The sequence below is a fragment of the Roseimicrobium sp. ORNL1 genome (genome assembly GCF_011044495.1).
Classification (GTDB): Bacteria; Verrucomicrobiota; Verrucomicrobiia; order Verrucomicrobiales; family Verrucomicrobiaceae; genus Roseimicrobium.
Genome location: NZ_CP049143.1, coordinates 5,182,284 through 5,203,318, shown reverse-complemented (window position 1 = coordinate 5,203,318; position 21,035 = coordinate 5,182,284). Strand labels below are relative to the sequence as shown.

At 59.1% G+C, this 21,035-nt stretch carries 19 protein-coding genes; 10 read left to right on the top strand and 9 right to left on the bottom strand.

What is annotated here, in order from left to right; all coding sequences use genetic code 11:
* The first annotated feature begins 43 nt into the window (after nucleotides 1-43).
* The 6 genes from G5S37_RS21105 to G5S37_RS21080 are packed head-to-tail and all read left to right on the top strand — an operon-like array spanning nucleotide 44 to nucleotide 7,296.
* Nucleotides 44-1,735: a hypothetical protein gene (locus G5S37_RS21105; protein WP_165206423.1), complete on the top strand. Its 1,692-nt coding sequence runs from the start codon at nucleotides 44-46 to the stop codon at nucleotides 1,733-1,735.
* 34 nt (nucleotides 1,736-1,769) lie between these two features.
* Entirely contained in the window at nucleotides 1,770-2,984 is a 1,215-nt protein-coding gene (locus tag G5S37_RS21100; RefSeq protein ID WP_165206422.1) for a glycosyltransferase, read from the top strand.
* A 51-nt stretch (nucleotides 2,985-3,035) separates the two neighbouring features.
* Entirely contained in the window at nucleotides 3,036-4,166 is a 1,131-nt protein-coding gene (locus tag G5S37_RS21095) for a glycosyltransferase family 2 protein (protein ID WP_165206421.1), read from the top strand.
* Nucleotides 4,153-4,914, top strand: coding sequence for a class I SAM-dependent methyltransferase (locus tag G5S37_RS21090; RefSeq protein ID WP_165206420.1), 762 nt, complete (start codon nucleotides 4,153-4,155; stop codon nucleotides 4,912-4,914). Before G5S37_RS21095 ends, G5S37_RS21090 begins: the two co-directional genes overlap by 14 nt.
* A 7-nt stretch (nucleotides 4,915-4,921) precedes the next feature.
* Nucleotides 4,922-6,190, top strand: a complete 1,269-nt coding sequence (locus tag G5S37_RS21085; protein ID WP_165206419.1) for a glycosyltransferase family 2 protein — start codon at nucleotides 4,922-4,924, stop codon at nucleotides 6,188-6,190.
* Nucleotides 6,191-6,210: 20 nt separating this feature from the next.
* A complete protein-coding gene (locus G5S37_RS21080) occupies nucleotides 6,211-7,296 on the top strand; it encodes a hypothetical protein (RefSeq protein WP_165206418.1) in 1,086 nt (361 codons plus the stop codon).
* Between the two features lie 394 nt (nucleotides 7,297-7,690).
* Here the strand turns inward: G5S37_RS21080 and G5S37_RS21075 are convergent, their stop codons facing one another.
* The 5 genes from G5S37_RS21075 to G5S37_RS21055 form a co-directional block, all read right to left on the bottom strand.
* Nucleotides 7,691-9,940, bottom strand: a complete 2,250-nt coding sequence (locus G5S37_RS21075; protein WP_206026085.1) for a tyrosine-protein kinase domain-containing protein — start codon at nucleotides 9,938-9,940, stop codon at nucleotides 7,691-7,693.
* A gap of 63 nt (nucleotides 9,941-10,003) precedes the next feature.
* Nucleotides 10,004-10,690, bottom strand: coding sequence for a polysaccharide biosynthesis/export family protein (locus G5S37_RS21070; protein ID WP_240914891.1), 687 nt, complete (start codon nucleotides 10,688-10,690; stop codon nucleotides 10,004-10,006).
* Nucleotides 10,691-10,837: 147 nt separating this feature from the next.
* On the bottom strand, nucleotides 10,838-11,704 hold the full coding sequence (locus tag G5S37_RS21065; RefSeq protein WP_165206415.1) for a hypothetical protein: 867 nt from the start codon (nucleotides 11,702-11,704) through the stop codon (nucleotides 10,838-10,840).
* Nucleotides 11,705-11,762: 58 nt separating this feature from the next.
* Nucleotides 11,763-13,439, bottom strand: a complete 1,677-nt coding sequence (locus G5S37_RS21060; RefSeq protein ID WP_165206414.1) for a hypothetical protein — start codon at nucleotides 13,437-13,439, stop codon at nucleotides 11,763-11,765.
* A gap of 264 nt (nucleotides 13,440-13,703) precedes the next feature.
* On the bottom strand, nucleotides 13,704-13,982 hold the full coding sequence (locus tag G5S37_RS21055; protein ID WP_165206413.1) for a hypothetical protein: 279 nt from the start codon (nucleotides 13,980-13,982) through the stop codon (nucleotides 13,704-13,706).
* Between the two features lie 323 nt (nucleotides 13,983-14,305).
* Between G5S37_RS21055 and G5S37_RS21050 the strand changes: the two genes are divergently transcribed.
* The 4 genes from G5S37_RS21050 to G5S37_RS21035 all read left to right on the top strand — a co-directional run bounded on the left by G5S37_RS21050 (nucleotide 14,306) and on the right by G5S37_RS21035 (nucleotide 17,315).
* Nucleotides 14,306-14,470 (top strand): hypothetical protein, encoded by a 165-nt coding sequence (locus tag G5S37_RS21050; RefSeq protein WP_165206412.1) that lies wholly within the window; start codon nucleotides 14,306-14,308, stop codon nucleotides 14,468-14,470.
* A 54-nt stretch (nucleotides 14,471-14,524) separates the two neighbouring features.
* Entirely contained in the window at nucleotides 14,525-14,839 is a 315-nt protein-coding gene (locus G5S37_RS21045; protein WP_165206411.1) for a prepilin-type N-terminal cleavage/methylation domain-containing protein, read from the top strand.
* A gap of 74 nt (nucleotides 14,840-14,913) precedes the next feature.
* Nucleotides 14,914-16,017, top strand: coding sequence for an endonuclease/exonuclease/phosphatase family protein (locus G5S37_RS21040; protein WP_165206410.1), 1,104 nt, complete (start codon nucleotides 14,914-14,916; stop codon nucleotides 16,015-16,017).
* 50 nt (nucleotides 16,018-16,067) lie between these two features.
* On the top strand, nucleotides 16,068-17,315 hold the full coding sequence (locus tag G5S37_RS21035; RefSeq protein WP_165206409.1) for a glycosyltransferase: 1,248 nt from the start codon (nucleotides 16,068-16,070) through the stop codon (nucleotides 17,313-17,315).
* Here G5S37_RS21035 and G5S37_RS21030 read toward each other — a convergent pair.
* The 4 genes from G5S37_RS21030 to G5S37_RS21015 form a co-directional block, all read right to left on the bottom strand.
* Nucleotides 17,290-18,228: a hypothetical protein gene (locus tag G5S37_RS21030; RefSeq protein WP_165206408.1), complete on the bottom strand. Its 939-nt coding sequence runs from the start codon at nucleotides 18,226-18,228 to the stop codon at nucleotides 17,290-17,292. The genes G5S37_RS21035 and G5S37_RS21030 overlap by 26 nt on opposite strands.
* Nucleotides 18,200-19,534 carry a glycosyltransferase gene (locus tag G5S37_RS21025; protein WP_165206407.1) on the bottom strand — a complete coding sequence of 445 codons (1,335 nt, stop codon included), beginning with the start codon at nucleotides 19,532-19,534 and terminating at the stop codon, nucleotides 18,200-18,202. The genes G5S37_RS21030 and G5S37_RS21025 overlap by 29 nt, the downstream gene beginning before the upstream one ends.
* 69 nt (nucleotides 19,535-19,603) lie before the next feature.
* On the bottom strand, nucleotides 19,604-20,308 hold the full coding sequence (locus tag G5S37_RS21020) for a class I SAM-dependent methyltransferase (protein WP_165206406.1): 705 nt from the start codon (nucleotides 20,306-20,308) through the stop codon (nucleotides 19,604-19,606).
* A gap of 58 nt (nucleotides 20,309-20,366) precedes the next feature.
* Nucleotides 20,367-21,035, bottom strand: coding sequence for a class I SAM-dependent methyltransferase (locus G5S37_RS21015; protein WP_165206405.1), 669 nt, complete (start codon nucleotides 21,033-21,035; stop codon nucleotides 20,367-20,369).

Genomic DNA, 21,035 nt, shown 5'->3' with positions numbered 1-21,035 from the left:
ATGCGTTCTTGCAAGCGCCGCCGCGCCGCGCTAGTTCGACGGCATGTCAGACCCGAAGGAGCAGGAGGCAGAAGGTGGACGTGGACCGCGGCCCAAGTCATGGGCGGCTCTGGGCACAGCGCTCACCTGCTTGCTTTTTGCACTGATGCTTCAATGGGCCAACGGCGCCTGGCATGCTGACCTCGCCGGAGACCCGGATGAAGCGGCACACGCGGTCACCAGCCTCATGGTGCGGGACTACCTCACCGATGCGCTGCCCAAGAACCCGCTGCATTACGCGCAGGACTATTATGAGCATTTCCCGAAAGTCGCCCTCGGCCACTATCCCCCGGGCTACTACCTGATCACCTCGCTGGTGCTGCTTCCCTTTCCCCAAGTCGTCACGCTCATCGCCCTGCAGGCGGTCTTCTGCGGCATCCTTGGCTGGCAGATCTTTCAGCTTGGTCATCGGCTGACCGGACCGTTCGGAGCCTGGTTGGCAGCCGTGGTGTTCGTCGCGCTGCCGATGGTGCAGAAGGTGGCATCGTGCGTGATGTCGGACCTGCTGCTGGCCATCTGGTGCCTCGCGGCGGTGCAGGCATGGCTGGCATACCTGCGTCGTCCTGGTGTGTGGATGGCGCTCCTGTTTGGCTTCATGGCTGCTGCCGCCATTCTCACGAAAGGAGCCGGTCTCTCCTTGGCTCTGGTCCCGCCCGTGAGCCTCCTGCTTGCATGGGAGTTTCGCCTTCTGAAGAAGGCAAGCTTCTGGCTGGCTCCGCTGCCGGTGATCGTGCTGGCCGCGCCGTGGATGGTCTACTCGGTGCGTTTCACACAAGAAGGCATGGCCAGTGATAGAGGCATGGCCTACGTGATGAAGGCGCTTCCCTTTTACGCGAAGGGCATCGTGCAGGTCTTCGGCCCTCTGATTGCTGTACTCGTGGTGGTTGGTCTGCTGCGCGTGTTGATTTCACTGCTGGGCAAGCGCCCTGCTGCGCCGGATGTCGCCGTGCTTTGGGCACTCATCGCCGGGACACTCGCTGTTGCACTGGTGGTGCCGGCGGGATTGAGCACGCGGTACCTGGTGCCTGCCGGTGGCGCGTTTCTATTGCTGGCACTGGCCGAGGTCTGCTACTGGATTGCGTTCCTTCAAAAGAAGAAATCCGGCATGTCCACCGAGTCGGGCAGGGGATGGGGCAGTGCTGTTGGTGCTGTAGTGGCAGCAGGTGCCACGATTGCCACCGTCGGTTGGTCTGCGCCCAAGGTCGCCTCGGGGTTCAATGAAGCCGTCACGCAACTCGAACTCGGTGCTGGTGACGCTGCTTCATCTTCAAAGCACGGTGCATGGATAGTTTCCTCCGATGCGCGTGGCGAAGGCGCTGTGATTGCAGCGGCAGCGTTTGGACTTCCCTCACGCAAAGACTGGCCGCTCACGGTGCTTCGCGCCAGCAAGGAGCTTTCCTCCAGTGACTGGATGGGCCGCGGCTACGAGACGCAATTCAAGTCCTCGGAAGAGCTGCTCAAGCGCCTCGACAAGCTCAAGGTGGACCGCGTGATTGCTGATGAGTCCGTGCCTTCCACGCATGTGCAGGCGCATCATGCTAAAGTAGTGGAAGCGCTCTCCAATACGCCTGAGTGGACCCTCGCGAAATCGGTGACCGTGGATCGCGGACTGGAGCAGAAAGGACAGATCAAACTGTTTCGCCGCATCGAGGCGAACAAGACCGTCGCGTCCCCAGAACCGAAGCGGGATTCCTGAACTGAAGGCAGCGCATTCATTGGTGGCCACCGTCATGACTTCCCCTCGCGAAAATCCCAACGGCCTGCGCATTCTTTTTATCTCGAACCTGTTTCCCGACGAACGGGAACCGTACCGCGGCCTGGATAATGGAACCGTCCTGAAGGCGCTCCAGCAATACAAGGGTTGCGAGGTGAGAGTGCTCGCGCCACGTCCCTCGCTTCCTTTGCTTCCCACTAAGAAATGGCGGGCGCGTGCTGAGGATGTCGACATGGGGCCGAGATTTGTGCGCACGGGTTATGTGCCCAAGATCGGCAGCCTGATCAATCATCACTGGATGCGCCATGCGTTGTCGCGTCCCCTGGCCGAGACACACAAGCGGTTTCCCTGGGATGTTGTGCTCGCAAGCTGGCTCTATCCGGATGGTTGGGCGGCCGTAAATGCCTGCGCTCCGTACAAAGCGCCGGTGGTGCTGATTGCCCAGGGAAGCGATGTGCACCACTACCTGCACATGCCAGCGCGACGCACCTGCATTCTCAATGCGGTCCACGAGTCCGCCGGAGTCATCACACGGAGCAAGAGCCTGGCGACCCTGCTGGGTGAGGCTGGAGCCGATACCACGAAGCTAGTTCCGATTACCAATGGAATCGATACCACGGTTTTCAAGACTGCGGACAGAGTGCTGGCGCGTCGGCTCGTGGATGTACCACCAGATGCACGTGTCCTCCTCTACGTGGGAAACTTTCTGCCCGTGAAGAACCCGCTCATGCTGGTGAAGGCTTTCGAGCAATTGTGCGCTCGTCCCGAGAACACCAACCTGCGGCTGGTCATGGTGGGCAAGGGGCCTCTGCAGGGTGAAGTCCAAGCGGCCGCTTCACGAGCTGGACTGGCAGACCGTGTCCGCCTGACCGGTCCGCTGCCATCCGACAAGGTCGCCGAGTGGATGCAGGCGGCGGATGTATTTTGCATGACCAGCAGGAACGAAGGTCTGCCAAATGTTATTTTAGAAGCACAGGCCTGTGGGCTGCCGGTGGTGGCCACGGCAGTTGGGAGCATCCCTGAATTGGTGGACGAACCTTGGAAAGGAGGACTCGCAGCATCCGAAGATGTGGACGGCTGGGTCGCCGAGGCAAGTCGTGTGCTGATGGAACCGATGGATAAGCTCCGAATTGCTGCACTAGGGGCCACCCGGACGTGGGAATCCGCCGCCGATCGTTATTTTGAAGTCTTGCAGACTGCACAGCGCCGTAGTTCTCCTGATGACTCATAATTTGGAAAAAATCACTCGTCTGATCCCATGCCCCCTCCATAATTTCGGGCTGTGGATTTAACCTTCGTATTTCCCTGTCTCAACGAAGAGCGCTCACTCGCGGTGTGCATCGAAGGCGTGCGGAAATCTCTCTCCCAGGATCCGAATCTGAAGTACGAGATCGTCGTTGCGGACAATGGAAGCAAGGATCGCTCGCGCGAAATCGCCGTGGAATGTGGCGCGCGTCTGGTGCCGGTGAGCACGCGAGGTTACGGCGCCGCGTTGAAGGGTGGCATCGAAGCCGCGCTCGGTGAGTATGTGATGTTCGCCGACGCGGATGCCACCTATCTCTACGAAGATGCACTGCCGCTCTACCAGGCCACCATCAAGGACAAGGTGGACATGGGGATCGCTTCTCGCATGAAGGGCAAGATCGATGACGGTGCCATGCCGTTTTTGCATCGTTATCTGGGCACTCCTGTTTTGACGGGGCTGATCAATATTCTGTTTGGCGGGAAACTTTCAGACTGCAACTCGGGCTTCCGCTGCATCCGCAGGCAGGCCTTTGCTGATTGGAATGTGCGGTCCCCGGGTATGGAGTTCGCCTCGGAGCTGCTTATCAAAGCGCTGAAGCATAAAGCCTCTTGTGTGGAAATTCCCTCCGGACTCCGGGCGGCAGCGCCGGATCGTGTGCCGCACCTGCGCACCTGGAGGGATGGCATGAGGCACTTGCTCTTCATTCTTTCCGAGCGTCCGCAGCTCTTTGAGAAACTCGGTCTCTATGTCACCGTGCTGGCCACGCTGATGCAGATCATCGCCTGCTTCACTGGCCCCATCAAAGTTTTGGGATTGAATATCTTCGACGTTCACAGTCAGGCCCTGCTCCTTCTGGCTGGCTTGGTGGGCGCGCAGTTTTATGTCTATGGGTGCATGTGCTACCTGCGGGCGAATGATACCCCGGGCGGCCTCACGCGGGCGTTGTTGAACATGGACGAGGGGCAGCTCTTCTTCCTGCTGCTGGGCGCGTTGACCGCGATTGGCGTGGTGATCGGCGGCGTGGTGGTGGTGTGGGCGCAGTCCAGTTTCGGTGGCATCAATCTCGTGCACTTGCTGCTGGCCCTCGTTCACTTCTTGAGCCTGCCTATTCTGGGCAGCATGGGACTGCTCGGTCTGCATATCCTGAAGCGTTATGAGCGCTCCTGAGTCATCTTCCACCACTGCGGCAAATCCGGCGGAGTTCGACTCCTTCGCCACGAACTATGATGAGGAACTGGGCCGCGCCTTGGACCTGACGGGCGAGGACAAGTCCTACTATGCCGAAGGTCGCGTGCTGTGGCTGAAGGCCCGACTCGCCAAGCTGGGACTGCCTCTTCCCTCGACGTGCTTTGACTTTGGCTGTGGCACCGGGGGCAGCGCGCCTTATCTCACCGGCATCCTCGGAGCGCAGAAATATGTGGGTTATGATCCTTCCGCGGCATCCGTGAAGGTGGCTGGCGAACTCAATCCTCAGGAAGGGGTCGGGTTCACCGCGGATTTGTCAGCCGCGAAAGGCGGAGCGTTTGACCTCGCCTTCTGCAATGGTGTCTTCCACCATATCCCACCAGAGCATCGTGAGGAGGCGGTGGCCGCCGTGTTCGCAAGTCTGAAGCCGGGATGTGTGTTTGCCTTCTGGGAAAACAATCCGTGGAATCCCCTGGTGCACTACCTCATGAGCAAGGTGGCCTTCGACAAGGATGCTCAGATGCTCTTTCCTGCAGCGGCCAGGCGGTTGCTGAAGTCGGCGGGCTTCGAGATTATCGAGCACAGTTACAAGTTCATCTTCCCCGCGTCCCTCGCGTCTCTGCGTCCTGTGGAGAGCTGGATGTGCCGGCTGCCGACGGGTGGGCAGTATCAAATCCTCGCTCGCAAACCCCTGTCGGCGGAGGCGGTGAAGGCCGCTGACCGCGTGTGATTGGCACATGTCGGCGGCAGCATCGTCGATACTGGTGATCGTGGAGCGAGGGCCGTCGCTGGGCTGGCCAAATCTCGCCGCGTGGGAATGGGTGGCCTTGGGTGGACTGGTCTTCGCCTTGGGTCTGCTGTTCTACACCTATGCAGGGTTTCCGCTGCTGATGGGGATGCTATCACGCCTGGTGTCGCCTTCGAAAAAGACATGCCGGGAACCCGGCAAACCGCTCGAGAAGATCTCCGTGATTCTCTGCGTGCACAATGAAGAGTCGAAGCTGCCCGGCAGGCTGGAAAACTTGCTCTCTCTCGACTGGCCGCTAGGCGGCGAAGTGGTGGTAGTCTGCGATGGCTGCACCGACAACTCCGCCGCCGTGGCCCGGCAAGTCGGACAACAACAGGAAGCCAAGAGTATTCGCGTGGTGGAGCATCCACAAAAATCCGGCAAGCCCACCGGCATCAATGCCGCGGTGCAGCAGGCGGAAGGTGATGTGCTGATCTTCTGCGATGCTAGACAGCAGTTTGAGCCCTCTGCGCTCAGGCACCTGGTCACCGAGTTGGGGGAGGGGAACACGGGAGCGGTCAGCGGTCTTCTCCGCATCGCCAAATCCTCGGACGGTGCCAGTGCGGGGTTCGATCGGTATTGGTCACTGGAGACGAAGCTGCGCAAGTGGGAGAGCGATTGGGACTCGGCCATCGGCTGCACCGGGGCCATCTATGCCCTGCGGAAGGAGTGTTTCGTCCCGCTGCCGGCGGATACGATTTTGGACGATGTGGTGCTCCCCATGCAGGCGGTGATGCAGGGCAGAAGAGTGGGCTATTGCGTGGACGCCATCGCCTGGGACCCCCAACCGCTCACCCCGGAGGCGGAGTACCGTAGGAAGCTGCGGACACTGGCGGGGAATTTCCAGATGCTCTTCCGCCACCCTTCATGGCTGAACCCCTTTCAGAACCGCGCGTGGTGGCAGTTGATCTCGCACAAGTACCTGCGCATCGCCTCGCCGTTCGTCCTCGTCCTCGCGCTTCTCTGCACCGCAGTGCTGGCCCGCCACCCGCTGTTCCTGACGCTGCTTTTTCTGGAGTTCGCCTTCATCGGGGTGGGGTGGGTGGCGATGCAAAGTCCCGCGCTGGCCCGGCGCATTCCGGGAGCCAGGATGCTGGGGGCGTTCCTGTCCATGCAGGTCACCATCGCCCGGGGACTCATTACCTACATGCGCCACAAAAAGAACATGCTCGAGATTTGGAAAACTGGACGCGGCGGTGTATCTGGAGGTAAAGAGTAACTTAGCTGATGATTCGTGCCATGGACATCTGGCTGCCGGCGTACCTGCGCCAGCAGCCACGGGAGAGACAACAGATCCACCTCATTCTGACGGTGTGCGACCACTTTGAGCCGTTCCACGACACGGATCAGGCCGGGGCGATGAAGGCCATGGGGGACTGGCACCAGGGCTGGACGGCGATCGCCTCCAAGTACCGGGACAGCGGGGGAAATGCCCCGCGGCACACGTTCTTTTACCCCATCGAGCAGTACGAGCCGCAGGTCGTGGACTCCCTTGCGCGGCTCTGCCACCAGACCGGCTCCGAGACAGAAGTCCACCTGCACCACAAAGACGACACTCCGGAAGGCTTGACCCAATCCCTGCAGGAAGGCACGCGTCAGCTCGCAGAGCATGGGCTCCTTTCGAAGGACGGCGATGGAAAACGCCGCTTCGGCTTCATCCACGGCAACTGGGCGCTGGATAACTCAGACCCCCGAGGCTGCAACTGTGGCGTGAACAACGAACTGGGCATCCTGAGATCCGCCGGATGTTACGCGGACTTCACCATGCCTTCTGCCCCCCACCGCACCCAAACGCGGACGGTGAACAGCATCTATTACGCTGAGGATACCGCGGCGCCGAAGTCCCACGATACTGGCGTGCCCATGAAGACCAACGGTACCTCCACCTTGCGCGATCAGGCCAATCACCTTCTCATGGTGCAGGGGCCGCTGGCGCTCAATTGGAAGAAGCGCAAGTGGGGCCTCATGCCGAAGGTGGAGAATGGTGAACTGTCAGGTGCCAATCCTCCCACCGTGATGCGGCTCGAACTGTGGGAGCGTTTCTGCCCTTCCGTGGAAGGTGGTCCTCCGTGGGTCTTTGTGAAGCTGCACACCCACGGCGGCATCCCGAGAAACTACAACATGCTGCTCGGAAAACCGATGCACCAGTTTCATCAGCGTCTGGGCGAGTGGGCGGCCGCGACACCCGGGCTGAGTTTTCATTATGCGACCTCGCGTGAAATGACGAATATGATTCACGCGGCTGAAGACGGAAAAACCGGCAACCCTGAGGATTACCGGCATTATCTTTTCCGAAGCAACGCGAATACTAACGGCATCCATTGAGCCTTGCGTAATGAGCTGACGGTGCCATCGCAAGGTCATCAGTCTGGCAGCCGTGCCCTGAAGGGGCACAGGAGTAAAGCCCAGGGTTAGGGAGCCTTGGCGACCGACACCCTGGGTAGATGAGAAAAGATGCTCGACCCTGAAGGGGTCGCGGAGAGGGAGGGAATCATCTGACGCGTGACGTGCTTCTTGTGACGACTCCTCCACCCCTTCAGGGTGGGATGCATTTGTGTACACCACCCAGGGTGTCGGTCGCTATGGCTCCCTAACCCTGGGCTGGGCTCCCGCAGCCCTTCAGGCAGCAACTTCGGAGATGCAGTCCATCTCCGTGGGGCTCACTACCAGCGTCAGCCTATTACGCAAGACTCTATAGTTAGCGCCAGACTAGCTGGCGTTAGGCAGAAGCCGGAGCAGAGCGTCCTGGCATGTCGTCCTCCTCAAAGGCCTGGTAGTAGTACGAGGAGGAGTAGTAATAGTAGTAGTAGTTGCTGACCTTGGACATGTCGATGTTGTTGAGGACAAAGCCCGCCATCGGCGCGCCTGCTCGCATCAACTGTTCAATGGCTTCCGTCACATCTCTGCCGTGGGTCTTCTCGGCCTTCACCACGAGCACCACCGCATCCGCCACCCGCTGAAGGTTGGTCGTTTCGCTCAGGCCAAGGACGGGCGGCGTATCGAGAATGATCCAGTCATACTGCTGACGCCAGATGTTGATCGACTCTTCCAAGCCCAGGCGGCAGAGCAACTCTGCCGAGCCAGCGGAAGTATTGCCGCGTGTGCAAAAATGGAAATTGGTCAGGTGGGTGTGCTGGATCACATCCTCCAGCGCCAATTCACCCGTCAACGCCTGGCAGAATCCTGGAGAACGATTCACTCCAAACAGGTTGTGCACACGACCTTTGCGGAAGTCGAGGTCTACCAGAAGAGTCTTTACCCCGATGGATTGGAGTGTCCAGGCGAGGTTCGCTGCGGTGACGGTCTTGCCTTCGGAGGGACGCGCGCTGGTGAACATCACCACCTTGGCGCCTTCGCGGTTCCCAAGCTGCAGGCCAAGGTGGGCGCGGAGTACACGATAGCACTCCAGCACGTGGTTGGGCTTGCGGGGGTCGGTTTCGATACCGCGGGTCACACCTTCAAGGAAGGTGGAGTTCGCAGTCGGAACGATGCCCAGACCCTTCAGTCCGGTAAGTTTTTCCAGGGCCGCAAGGCTGGTGATCTTGTCGTTGAGCTGTTCGAGGCCAAGCGGAACGCCAATGGCCAGACCCAAGCCGAGCACGACCGCCAGGATTAAGAGCTTGCTCTTGGTGGGGCTGATGGGGTCCACATCGCGAAGCAGCGCAAACTCGCGGAACTGCAGGTCCACACGATCCTTGTCACCGCCGAAATTGATGGTGGCCACCATCTTGGAAAGGTCTGCATAAGCCTTGGTCCACGCGAGGTCGCCCTCATAACCCAGCTTGTAGTCCTGGCGCAGCTTGTTGAGCTTTTCCGTCATCTCGCTGTACTCGGGAAGCTTGCTCTCAAGTTCCTTGAGTTGGTCCCCGAGGCGGAGGCGTTCGACCTCGAAGCGCTTGCGTTCGACATCAAGTTCCGTGGTCAGGGCTTCGCTGATCTGGCGCTGCTTCGCGCGCAGTTCCTTCATTACCTTATGATCTTCCAGATAGACGCGAGCTGCCTCAGCGATCTCTGTTTCCACCTTGCGCTTGTCGCGCTCCAGCGTGTGCCAGGGGTTCAAGCCCTCCACCATGGAAGGTTGCACCACGATGCTGGATGGCGTGATGGCTGCCACAGGAGCAACGCTCGGAGTCAGGAGGTTGTCCTTGAGGTCGCCTGTTGCCGGCACCACCAGTTGTCCCACAGGATTCTCATCAAGGGATGATTTTTTGGCGCTATCGAGCAGGGACAAATGTTCCAGGGGATCCATCGCACCATTCTGAACGCGGGACTCCACAATACTGCGCACTTCATCATACTGACGGATCTTGTGCTGGACCCTCAGGATATCGAGGGGGATTTGAGCCAGCGCATTCTGCTTGATGAGGAGTTCATTGACCTCATTGTCTCTCTCGAAGTTGGTTTTGACCTCGAGGGACTCGTCGATCTTCTTCTTCAGCAGGCCCAGTTCCTCGTTGTAGCGCTTGAGGGCGACCTCGAAGAACGCAAAACGCTTCTCACGGGTGTAGGTGTCGAACTGGTTGATCAGCGCCTGGGGAAACTCGCGAACGACATTCGGATTGGTCGAGAACACATCCAGCTGCATCGTAGCGCCATCGAGCAGTCCAAGCTCGACCTTGCGGAGGGGGCCGGAGCGAAGCTCTTCGAAGCTCGCATTGGCACGGCCGATTCCCAGGGCGTGTGCGGTCCACGCGATCATCTGGCGGGAGCTCAACTGGCTTTGGACCGAGCGCACGGCGCGAACTGCGGTGCTGCCATCCACACCGTCCGCAGCCACAGGCAGGGCGAAGAACTTGTAGTCGATCAGCGAGCGCGATTGGTAGACCGCAGGTGAGTAGACGTAGTAGCATACACCTGCAAGCACGCCCAAAAGCAAGAGCAGGATCATCATCCGCCCATACTTCAGGTAGCCGACGGCGTAGTGCAGCATATCTACGCCGGGTAAGCCCTTTTTAGTTGGAGCAGCCATGAGAGTGATGGGTGGGTGGACAGAAAGAAGGGGCGTGAGTGATACGCCCCTTTGTTGGATGATTTAAAAACCAAAAACTTTTTCCGGGACTACAACGATGTCGCCTTTACGCAGGGGCAGGTCACGAGCTGCGCCTTGAGCAACGGCGTCAAGGTTGAGGCCGATCTTCCTTCGGATGCCGCCGGCATCCTGGCGCATGACATGAGCGTTCTTGCCATCAGCAAACCGGGAGAGACCGCCGGTGATCATGATGGCTTCATACGCACCGAGCGGCGCGCCAATTTCAGTGGACAGCATATGCTGACCCGGTCGTGCAACTTTCCCGGTGAGGTAGACCAGCGTCTGCTCCTTGTCCGCCATCGCGGAGACAGGGGCAATGAAGACACGATCCAAAGTCACCGTAGCCGTGCGGAGCTTTTTCTGTTCCAACAGACGCTTGATGTGCTGTTCGGCACCGGAGACACTCATGCCAGCCACGGAGACGCGGGGACCAACGTTAGGCATCAGGATATGGCCCTCAGCACGCACCGTGAAACTGCCACCCAAGGAAGGATCCTCCTGCACGGTAATCTCGAGGACGTCACCAGGCCGGATGGGCTGGTACAACGGATTCGATGCCGTGGGCCGGGGAGTGGTGGCGTAGTCGTCAGGGCGGGCCTGTTCCAATCCCGAATCTGTCTTGCATCCTGTCACCACGAAGGCGCACGCTGTTAGCAAGGCCAATGGTGCAAATTGCAATTGGCGATGCATCATTCGTCCCGCAGCCTGGGCGAGAATTTTCCGAGGCTGGTGTTTCTGGGGTGCCGTTTTCCGAGAGGCCAATGGGATGAATGGGAAGCTGCTCATCAAAAGGGGGCGGAGCTTACAGGAGACTGGGACAACATCCAGCTGATCGATCTACTTTTTGCCTTTCGAGGCGGAGATCCACACGCCTTCAGCATTATCGTTCACATACTCTTTCTTGCACGGTTGGGGCTCAACCGTGATGAGGATATGGTCGAATGCCGTGCGGAACTTCTTGAAGGGAGGGTTCTGTGCCTTGTCTTCGCTCGGTGCCGAGCTGGGTCCCTGACCTTTCTCACGGTGGCTTACCGTGGCAAGCAGGCGCATGTCACCCAGGTAGGCGCCCGAGTTTCTCACGCCTTCCACATAAATGGTCCGGGGAACTGCGTCAGGAAGGTTGGCGGGATAGCGCATGGCATCCACGCTGAATTCAAACAGGCGGCGCGCCGGATCAGCAGAATCGAGAAGCAACTCCTTCTTGGTGGAGTCTCTCCACACGCGGATGCGGCCCACGGCCTTTTGTTCTTCTTCAAAGGAGGAGAACTTGCCTTCGGGCGAATTGCGATTGATGCCGCATACTTCAAATCCGACCACGACATCACCTTCGAAGTCCACGCGGTAGGGAATCAAGTTCACCACGACCTTGGTCATCTCACCCACGCCGATGATGAGGCCGGGAGGGGTGGACTCAAAGGCGCCGGAATCCCGGGGGTCACCTTGACGAATCACGCCATCCATGTTGAGGTCTGCATCCAGATCCAGCTTGGCGATGCGGCGGTTGAGGTCGCGATAGCGGTTGAGCTTCTGACCATAGTACGGATGGAAATCCGAAGGCAGGTCCTGGAGAGTTTCATTGCCTCGAACGCGTCCACCGCGGTCGGTGATCACCGGGGCGTCTTCACCCCAGACGGGGATGAGGGCTGCCAGGCCCAGCAGGCCGAAAATGGCCGCATGCAGTTTATGCGAGGTGATGTGGTGCATGATGATGTGTGGTTGAGAGGCTGTGTAGCTGGGCCACTGCAGGTCCGCGCGCAATCGATCAGAATGTAAGGAAGAGACTCAGAATAAGAAGGTGTTCCTCGAGGTTGCTGCCCACCGGACCGGTCTGGTCGATATACTGGTAGGTGGCAGTTCCCTGCAGCCTGGAAAGCAGGGGCTTCTGCAGCATGGCGAAATAGACCCAGGTTTCCTCATCCGGCGCGCCCGGCCCGTCTTCGAACGTGGACTCACGCATGGTATAGGTCACACCCGCGGTGATGTTGGTATCATACCCCAGCTTGTAGCTGGCCCTGGCGCCGGTGATCCATCCGGTTGAGGTGGTGCCGCCATCGGTCAGGTTTTGTGCATCCTGCCATTGGGCATAGGCGGAGCCGGACAGTCTGTCGCTGAATTGGTGGGCAATGGTGTACCGAACGTAGTCCCCCACATATTCCTCCAGAGTCTCGGAGAGTTCGTAGGTCTGGCCGGCAGAGAGGGAATGCTTGGTATAGGGGGTCAGATCATGGACGAGGCCAACCTCCCACAAGAAGGTGTCGAAATCGGCATCATCGTCCCCGGTCTGCCAGAGATATCCCAGAGAGGCGAACGACGTGAGATACTCCGTGAGACGTCCGGTGAACCGAGCCTCAACACGATGGGTGAGATTCTCGAATTGGTCGGCTGAGCCCATCGTATAGAGGAACGAGGGGGCAAACATCCAGTCATCGCCCAGGTAGCGGTAGGCGAGCGAAAGCTGGTCAAACTGCCGGTGATCGTCGAAGTCTTCCTCAGGCCAATAGTCGCTGTGAACGACACCGCCAATGAACCACCACTCGTCGGGCATCGGTCTCTGGGCTTCAGCTCCCACATCGTTGCGATAACCGCCGAACCGGGGATCCCAGAACTCGTTCGCATCAGCCGCGCTGTCCAGGGCACCAAAACGGTAGCGGCCAACCATGTCGATTTCATCCACCTGCCAGGACTCGTTCACGTCAGCCAGGCTGTTGACGACACCGAAATAGTCGTAGACGCGAACGTTCCAGGCACCCCATTGCCACTCCATATTGAGTCGGGCATTGGTGCCCAGTCCCCATCCCGAACCGATTCCAGAATTCAGGCCCACTTCACCTTCCAGGGGCAGGAAGTAGAGGAAACCAGTTGCCTGGAGATAGATGCTGTCCGTCAGACGAAGGCTTGCTCTGAGCGGCATTCCGACGATGCCGATCCATCCCTCATCAGGTGCATCCGGATCGAGCGGGGCATCTCCGCTGTATTGGGTGTAGAGCGCCGAGAAACTGAGGCCAAGGATGTCGAGATAGAGGGGTCCAAATTTGAACATCGCCCGATCCGGTGACACATCCCGTGTGAGAAAGGGAAGCCCGTAGTCCAGATCCACACTCCAGGCATTCGGTTCCGAGGAGTGCGCGAGGAGTTCCTCATTGGGAATAAAGAGTCCCAAACCGCGCTCCACTCGATCATAAAAGGCGCCGTTGCGCTGATAGTAATTGTCCTCGGCGGGACGCACAGGCCAGATGCCGGAGTAGGCCCAGTAGCCGCGATCACCCCGTGAGCGAGAATAGTCGGGGTTATTCGGCGGCAGGTATTGCGTCTCTATTTTCGTTGGAAAATAACCTCCGGTGGAGGTGCTGCTGTTTGCGGTGTCGCCTTCTCCGGTATAGTCGGCGTACTCAGGTGAGCCCGCTTCCGAATTTTGATATTCGTAGCGCGAGCCAATCATGCGTCCGGGGCCACCCATTTGTTTGGCGTTGGGCCGGTAATAGAGAACCGTATCGAGAAAGCCCGGCGACCCTGCCGTGGGTGCTGGCTGTGTGGAAACTTCCGTCGGCAGAACTTGGTTCTGGGCCTCAACTGAAGTTCCAAGCGCGATGCCAAGTGCGACTAACGACCAAGCCCATTGGACCCGCGAAAAAAAAGCGGGAGTGGAGTGGCTTGGACGAACGCCTGGCATCGGTGAGTGGGGCGAGGGAAGGAATTTGCCCGGTCACTTCTTTGGCCTGTTGATAGCCAGGCCAAATCGTTCAAGAAAGGAGTAGTCAGCCGTGAAAAGGCAGAACACGAGATAGAGAAAAAATCCTGCTCCCGGAACTGCGGCGACCAACAAAATCCAGAACGCCTTCCACAACACACCCATGCGACGGCTCAAGATGCTTTGAATAGCCGTCAAAACAAAAATCACCCAACCAACAGCCAGCAACCAGTAGAGCGGCTCGATGATGTTCTGTGGTCTGAGACCAATGAAGTTGAACAATGCGTCTCTCATCTACCGGAACTCGTTCGCGCACACCTAGACCTTGGTTGTCCTACACCGTCGAGCAACTTGGTAAACTAGGACTTATAAATACGCAAAGTGAATTTGTGGAGACATTGGGTAAGTAAGTGGTTGCTTGCATCGACCAAATGCAACCTAGCAAAACTGAGACATTTCTATGGTTTGCAGCGCACTGTTATTGCCCTGCGTTGCAGGCATCGTGCACGATATGTCTCATCTCATTTTGCTAACGTATCGAATAAGAGCACTGCGCCTTTCTTTTGTGAACAGAAATCCTCATTGATTTTGCGGATAGAAGGGCTTTCCTCCCCGCCATGATCCGATTGCTCATGCGGTTGAAGGTTCTGCTGCTCGCCGTGGGAATGCTCATGGGTGGCGTCAGTTGCACGACTGGTCCTGATCCTGCCGACCTGTACTTTGGCAAGCCGCGTCTCAATGGATCTCCTCCGAGAGGTTCCGGGGTCAGCCGATACGAATGATGCCTCTGGCATGTAGTGTTGAAAATCGCCCTTTGGAGCAAGCCTCTTTTCTCGATGCCCTACTTAAAAACACCTCTACATCACCAGCCGTTGCGAGTTCATCGGGCAGGCGGCTACACGCTTCTTGAAACGCTGATCGCCTTCGTGGTGCTGGTGGTCTTCGTGGTGCTGGCCTACTCCTTTGCCTTCCGGAAGCCGTCCTCGATGGATGCACTGAAGTCGCAGACCGCCGAGCAGCCCGGCATTCCTGAATTCAGACCTGGCTCCACGCACCCACAAGCGCAGCCTCCACCTTCCGTGGAGAGAAGGGATACTCCTTCCAGCCAAGCTGGCAGCGTCCCCGCTACCCCCTCCACCGCTGGACGGTGAATGCTTGGAATTGCACGGGCGGCCTTGAACTGACGTAACGGGCGTTTCCCAACCACACGCGCAAGACGCGTCGCATGTCGCAGGAGACCACGCCCATTTTACCCATCCTCCTGAAGCTCGCGAGGAGGACTGTTCAGGCTCTCTCCCTGCTTGCGGTGATCTTCACGGTCGGCATGTGGGTCTTCTTGAACTTTGTGGGGTATCATAATCCTGCCAGCGCCTTCCTCCTTTTCCTCCCGGGGTGGCTCTGGTCGATTCCCGTATGGCTGGTACTGCCACTGGCCTTGATGCTCGATCCCAAGAAGTCGGGGATTATCACCCTCGTCGTTGGGCTGTTGTACCTGGGACCCTTGCTGGGCTGGCGAGGATCAGGGGCAGCACCTAAGGCTGCGGATGCGCCTGGCGAGACGTTGCGCGTAATGACCTACAATCGCGGCCAGGCACAGGGAACGAGCCTGCAGCCTTTCAAGCTGGAGCACCAGCCGGATGTACTGGCCCTGCAGGATGCCGGGCGCCGCACCGATGGCTACAAGAACGCGGATGGTTACCGGGAGTTCACCCACGTCGATGGCGTGGGGGAGTTCGTGCTTTTGAGCAAGCATCCCATCCTGCGCAAGGACCTGCTCATCTATGCGCAGAATGGAGACACCACCCGGCAGGCGGCAGTGGCAGCCCGGTTTGAAATTGAAATGGCCACCCAGCGGGTGGCCATCTACAGCGTGCATCTCCCCACGCCCAGAGGCATGCTTCAGTCGGAGCGCTGGGGCGGTTTCTTATGGGGCATCCTGGGAGTGCCCGGCACTGATTTGGCCAAGAAGCGTCACTCCCGGCAGGCGTACTGGGATGGGAGGCTCAGCCTCGCCACCCAGCTGGCGGAAGCCATTAGCAAGGAGAGTCTTCCCTACATCGTGGTGGGCGACTTCAATACTCCCGCCCTCGGCACCGTGTATCGTACGTTCGCAGGTAGCTTGCAGGACAGCCATCAGGCGGCGGGCAGTGGTTATGGTTATACTTTCCCCGGTGTCACGAGAAATCCAGCTGCGTTCCAGCAGCCTTGGCTCAGGCTGGATTATGTATTCGCAGACAGGCGTCACTGGAAGGTGGTCTCGCATGTGACGGAGCCGGATCGCGGTTCCCAGCATCGAGCGGTCTTCGCACAACTTTCGTTCACTCCATGATGGAACCAATCAAAGAGCAAGGTAATCATTCCACCTCACTGACGGTAGAAATGGAAAGACCTCGCCCTCGCATTCTCTGGATCAATTGCCGGCTTCTTCACCCGCTGATTGGTGGTGATCGGCTGCGCACGTATCACATGCTGCGCATCTTGAAGGAGTGGTTTGAGATCACCTACTTCTGCCCGCGAGTGGTGGATGACACGGCAGAGGCCGTGAAGCTTGCCGCGGAGTACTCTGACAGCTGCGCGACCTATCCTCATCGCTTTCCTCCCAAAGGCTCACCTCGTTTTTTTGCCGAGGTTATTGCAAATTGCTTTACGGGATCCGTGCCTTACATGGCGAAGAAGTACCGCTCAAAGCGTGCGCACGAGTGGCTGGAGAAGACCTTGACCGAGACGCGCTATGATCTCGTCGTATGCGACTATCTCGTGTCACTGGTGCACGTGATGGATCTGCGGCTAACCAAGATGCCGCCTGTGCTGGTGTTTCAGCACAATGTGGAGTCGCTCATCTGGCAGCGGCACGTCGCTGCAGCGGGGAACCCGGTGAAGAAAATGATCTTCCGCCGTGAGCGGGATCTCACCCTGCGCATGGAGGAGCAGTGCGCGACTCTCGCAGCTGGGCAGGTGACAGTGTCACCGCTGGAGACCGAATACTTCCGCGATGAACGTGGCATGAAGAATGTGCTCGGCAGTGTGCCCACCGGCGTGGACTGCGATCACTTCCAGCCCACCCCTGAGAAGACCGAGCCCTATACCATGGCCTTCCTGGGATCCATGGACTGGGAGGCGAACGTGCTCGCAGTGCAGGGCTTTATCACGGAAAGCCTGCCCACGATCAAACAACGCTTCCCCGAGGCGAAGTTCTTGGTGATTGGGCGGAATCCACCCGGGTGGTTGAGGGAATCCGCCGCCAACGATCCCTCGATTGTAGTCACGGGGACCGTGGATGATGTGCGCCCCTATCTGGCCCGGGCTGCCATCATGGTGCTGCCTCTTACTGTGGGCGGCGGTACGCGGATCAAGGTCTTCGAAGCCATGGCCGCGGGACTTCCCGTGGTCTCAACGCCGACGGGCGTGGAAGGGCTCCCCGTGGTGCATGGAGAGCATGCCTGGATCGCTGATTCAGGCGCTCCGTTCACGGAAGGTATCCTGCACCTGCTCTCGCATCCCGAGGCCCGCCAAACCATGGCGGGTCGCGGTCGCGAGTTGGTGGAAGCCGAGTTCGGCTGGCGGAAGGCCGCGGAAATCTTCCGCGACCACTGCATGGAAATCATTCCAGACGCAGTTCCTCGATAGCCAGCATTCCCTCTGCACCTCCGCTGGAAAAGAGCGTGAGTGTGCGGATGCGGGAAAGGACAGAAGACCTTTCGCCCTGCCCGCGCGGCAGCGAGATGGTCGCGGCATGCGTGCCGGATTGCAGGTGGGTCTCAAGGTTGCTGCGCTCCTTGCCACCTACGCCGCCATCGAGCCTCACACCGAGGTGCAACGTGGGCATGCCCTCAAGCCGGTAGTGAAGGACAAGCGTGCGATAGGGCGACCAGTCGCGCGCCTGTGCATCATAGTGCAGGCTCGAGAAGCCGGCTTTGGCGATAGGCATGTCGAGACGCCATCTGCCGTTCTCTTGCTTCCTGCTCAGAGACTGGGGCACACCATCGTGCTCCAAGGACCAGAGGGGAAGAGAGGACGCGGACTTGAAATCTTCGAGCAGTGGAAATGCGGATGACTTTGCATGCATCAGCACAGCGCGCTGAAGCAAGGCATTGGCGCTGCCCGCAAAGCAAAGCAGAGAAAGCAGGCACAAGCAGACCTTCTTGGAACCGGCCGAACTTGTCGCCTCCAGCAGGGCAAAGGTACCAATCGCCCCGGCCATGGATCTGGCCACATCCTCCCAGTCGGCCTGCCGACCGAAGCTGTGTTGCAGGTACTCCGCACTGATAGCCAGAGTGGCCGCACCGACGAACAAGGCGAATGCCGTACGCCATCCCTGCCATCCACACGCTCTCAAGAAACGCGTCGCTTCCCACGCGAGCCATCCAAAAAGTGGCACGTGCATCCAGTTCCACCACAGTGGCCACCATCCCAGGGTGGGTGGCTTGGCGGGCCAGAGCAGGAGGATGAATGCGATGACCAATGCAGCAAGAAGCCGCGCACCCGCAGCCTTCTTGCTTTGTGCAGTCGTGTCAGCGACGGCTGGTCGTGCCGAGGTCATGAGAGAAGACTTCGGGGAATCTTCGATGCAGGTCGTCGTACACTAACTGCAATCGATTCAAATCCGCCGGCTCGCTGTAGGTGGGATAAGGACGCCAGTGGAATGGCGCTAGGTCCATCGTCCACGGCAGGTTCCGGGCGACGGCACGCTCGCGGAGGAAGGTGTTGAGTTTCCCCAGGCTCACATGGCAGGAGATATTCCTGGCCGCCCATTCGTGGGGCCGCAGAGTTGCGGAGCGCTCCAGCAGCGCCATCAGGTCGGCGGCGGTCTGTGTTCCTGAGATCAGCGCGCCAGTTTCCTCATTGATGTATTGCACGCTGCCCACATGGGCGCCGCGTCGCATGCCGAGGGCGGCTCCTGCGAAGAGTGCCTCCACCGCAGCGACGCAACTGCCTTCACGGCGAGAAAGGATCAAGGCCACCTTGGAGTCGCATTGGTGCCGGGTGACTTCATCAATCGGCAGGCTTTCCAACACGGTCACCTGCTGGGGCACGCGATACAGACGCATCATCTGACGAATGTGCTCCGCCGTGTACTGCGCCTCGGTTTGGCCGATGAGCGTCACACGAAGATCCGCAGGCATCTCACGCAACGCGGAGAATAGTTCGAAGTGCCTTTTGAAGGGCGCCCAATTCGCCACCATGAGGATGTCGGTGCTCCTCTCGGCATGCGGCTTGGGCGCGAAGAATTTTGGATTCACCCAATCGCTGGCAGAGAGTACCGGAGGGCACTGGATGCGCGGATGAAAAGCCTGCAGCTTGGCAGCCTCTGAAGTATGGCTGGGCAGGACATACATTTCTCCTGTCGTCTTCGCGAGAATGGCTTTGAGCAGCAGATAGTCCGTGGCCGACCAACTGGTGCCCCAGAGAATGTCATACTGCTTGGCCAGCGCATCGAGATCGCCGATGCCGTGGAGCAGCCGGTACCAGTTGTATTCGAATTGCACCATCAGCACACCGCGTTCACCATGCTCGCCGGGAGCTTTGAGAATGATGCTCCTGGTGAGCTGGCTCTGTTGCGTGAGATAGCCGCGGTACCTTGCGGTCGAAGGTGAAGGCGGAGGCGCGGTGTTTGCTTCTGCCCCTTCGCGATTCTCACGCGCCGCACCCATCCACTTCCAGAGCTGTGGTGACTCGGAGCGCTGAAACGCAGTGACCGCCCGGCATTGGGCGGTCACTGGGTTTGGCGAAAGCCAGGATGCCGTTTGAAGCGCCAGGGCATGTGCGTTGCGCAGTGCCTGGCTGTTCTTCAGATCGTCCTTAATCCGGATGCCAAGTCGTCGCGCGGCAGTACGCATCTGTTCCATGGAAGGGGAGGGAATGAAACGGTGGGGCAGTGGAGGCTCCGCGTCTCATGAGGAATGCCAGGGAAGGTCTCAATCGCAACGCTGGAAGATGGCGATATTCGGCGCATAGGCCCACGGTTTCCACTGGGGGCATTCCTTGAGCACGCGCTGGCATACACGATTCACACCGGGGAATGCATCCACATCATGGAAGGCCACAAACCCTGACGGAGCCACCAAGCTGCCCCACGCCGCGAAGTCATACCACGCGTGGAGATACTCATGGATGGCATCGATGAATACCAGGCTGACAGGCTCTCCATTCCACGAGGTGAAGGCAGAGTCGGACACGTCCCTCACGTGGCGGACATTGGTCATCCCTCCCGTGTGCTCGCGGAAAAGAGCGAAGTCTTTCTCATGCCCACCCTCGCCGAGATAAGGATCCACGGCGACCACGGTCCGCTGAGTGGCCGCAGCCAATGCCTTGGTAGTAACACCACGAAAGCTGCCGATCTCCACGATGGGAGCGTCGATCGAGTTGGAAGCCGCCACGGCGGCGAGCAAGGTCTTGAGCTGACCCTCGGTCACGGCCGTGTGGGGCAGGGAACTGCCGGCTTCCTTCGTCACCTGGGCTCCGGCTGCCGTGAAGACTGGGGCCAGCTCCCTTTGATTCTGTTTTGCAATGAACTCATGGAGCCGTCTCCGAAGCGTCCAGTTCCAGAACCTTGCGACGTTCCAGCGGGAACGGTTTCTCCAGAGGGAGGGCGATTCTGGAATGGGAGTGAAAGGGGTCATGATCGAGTGACTGATGAGGCAGGGAACGTCGGTGGAGTGGCAGCGCGCTGGAACAGCATCACAACCCAAGGCAATTGTTATCTCGATAGAAGATGGCGGTCTCGTCGATACTAAAGCCTGCGGGCTTGAGGCCCTGCAGTCGTAATGTGCGGAAGCTCTGTTGCTCCAGTTCCGTGATGCCTTCCTGATAGTGGGCGCGTGATGAGTCGTCCCAGAGAATCACCCCGTTCGCGGCAAGGTGTGGCAGGCAGTGACGTGCGCACTCGGTACGCATCCGGCCATCGATGAGAATGAGCTGGAATTCGCCCCCGACCTGGGTTGCGGCACGCGGATAGTCGGGACCAAGGGGAATCAGGAGGAGTCGCACGTTTGAAGTGTCGGCAATCATCTCCTTCACGCGCTGATGCCACTGCTCGTCATGCTCCACGGCCACCACTTCCTTCACACGTGAACTCCAGAATGCCGTGGAAAAGCCGCTGCCGAACTCCAGCACGCGGAAGTCGGATTTCAGTCTCTCCTCCAGGAGGGACAGTATAGGATAGTTGAGAAAGGCCAGAGGCTTGCCTTCGACATCAACGGGGAGATTTCGTTCCAGCGTTCTCAGAAAGCCTGTCTGTACCAGATAGGAGTTTGAATGCCGGATGAGGTGCCGGCAACGCAGGGGAGCTGCGAGCTTGGGAGCCCGACGTTCCACCAGCGTCTTGAATTTGGACCTCAGGGTTGCCAT

Excerpts from the sequence above, each read along its gene's own strand:
- G5S37_RS21105 (WP_165206423.1), top strand. The coding sequence starts at position 44 with ATGTCAGACCCGAAGGAGCAGGAGGCAGAAGGTGGACGTGGACCGCGG.
- G5S37_RS21100 (WP_165206422.1), top strand. The coding sequence starts at position 1,770 with ATGACTTCCCCTCGCGAAAATCCCAACGGCCTGCGCATTCTTTTTATC.
- G5S37_RS21090 (WP_165206420.1), top strand. The coding sequence starts at position 4,153 with ATGAGCGCTCCTGAGTCATCTTCCACCACTGCGGCAAATCCGGCGGAG.
- G5S37_RS21085 (WP_165206419.1), top strand. The coding sequence starts at position 4,922 with ATGTCGGCGGCAGCATCGTCGATACTGGTGATCGTGGAGCGAGGGCCG.
- G5S37_RS21080 (WP_165206418.1), top strand. The coding sequence starts at position 6,211 with ATGGACATCTGGCTGCCGGCGTACCTGCGCCAGCAGCCACGGGAGAGA.
- G5S37_RS21075 (WP_206026085.1), bottom strand. The coding sequence starts at position 9,940 with ATGGCTGCTCCAACTAAAAAGGGCTTACCCGGCGTAGATATGCTGCAC.
- G5S37_RS21070 (WP_240914891.1), bottom strand. The coding sequence starts at position 10,690 with ATGCATCGCCAATTGCAATTTGCACCATTGGCCTTGCTAACAGCGTGC.
- G5S37_RS21065 (WP_165206415.1), bottom strand. The coding sequence starts at position 11,704 with ATGCACCACATCACCTCGCATAAACTGCATGCGGCCATTTTCGGCCTG.
- G5S37_RS21060 (WP_165206414.1), bottom strand. The coding sequence starts at position 13,439 with ATGATTGGCTCGCGCTACGAATATCAAAATTCGGAAGCGGGCTCACCT.
- G5S37_RS21055 (WP_165206413.1), bottom strand. The coding sequence starts at position 13,982 with ATGAGAGACGCATTGTTCAACTTCATTGGTCTCAGACCACAGAACATC.
- G5S37_RS21050 (WP_165206412.1), top strand. The coding sequence starts at position 14,306 with ATGATCCGATTGCTCATGCGGTTGAAGGTTCTGCTGCTCGCCGTGGGA.
- G5S37_RS21045 (WP_165206411.1), top strand. The coding sequence starts at position 14,525 with ATGCCCTACTTAAAAACACCTCTACATCACCAGCCGTTGCGAGTTCAT.
- G5S37_RS21040 (WP_165206410.1), top strand. The coding sequence starts at position 14,914 with ATGTCGCAGGAGACCACGCCCATTTTACCCATCCTCCTGAAGCTCGCG.
- G5S37_RS21035 (WP_165206409.1), top strand. The coding sequence starts at position 16,068 with ATGGAAAGACCTCGCCCTCGCATTCTCTGGATCAATTGCCGGCTTCTT.
- G5S37_RS21030 (WP_165206408.1), bottom strand. The coding sequence starts at position 18,228 with ATGACCTCGGCACGACCAGCCGTCGCTGACACGACTGCACAAAGCAAG.
- G5S37_RS21025 (WP_165206407.1), bottom strand. The coding sequence starts at position 19,534 with ATGGAACAGATGCGTACTGCCGCGCGACGACTTGGCATCCGGATTAAG.
- G5S37_RS21020 (WP_165206406.1), bottom strand. The coding sequence starts at position 20,308 with ATGACCCCTTTCACTCCCATTCCAGAATCGCCCTCCCTCTGGAGAAAC.
- G5S37_RS21015 (WP_165206405.1), bottom strand. The coding sequence starts at position 21,035 with ATGGCAACCCTGAGGTCCAAATTCAAGACGCTGGTGGAACGTCGGGCT.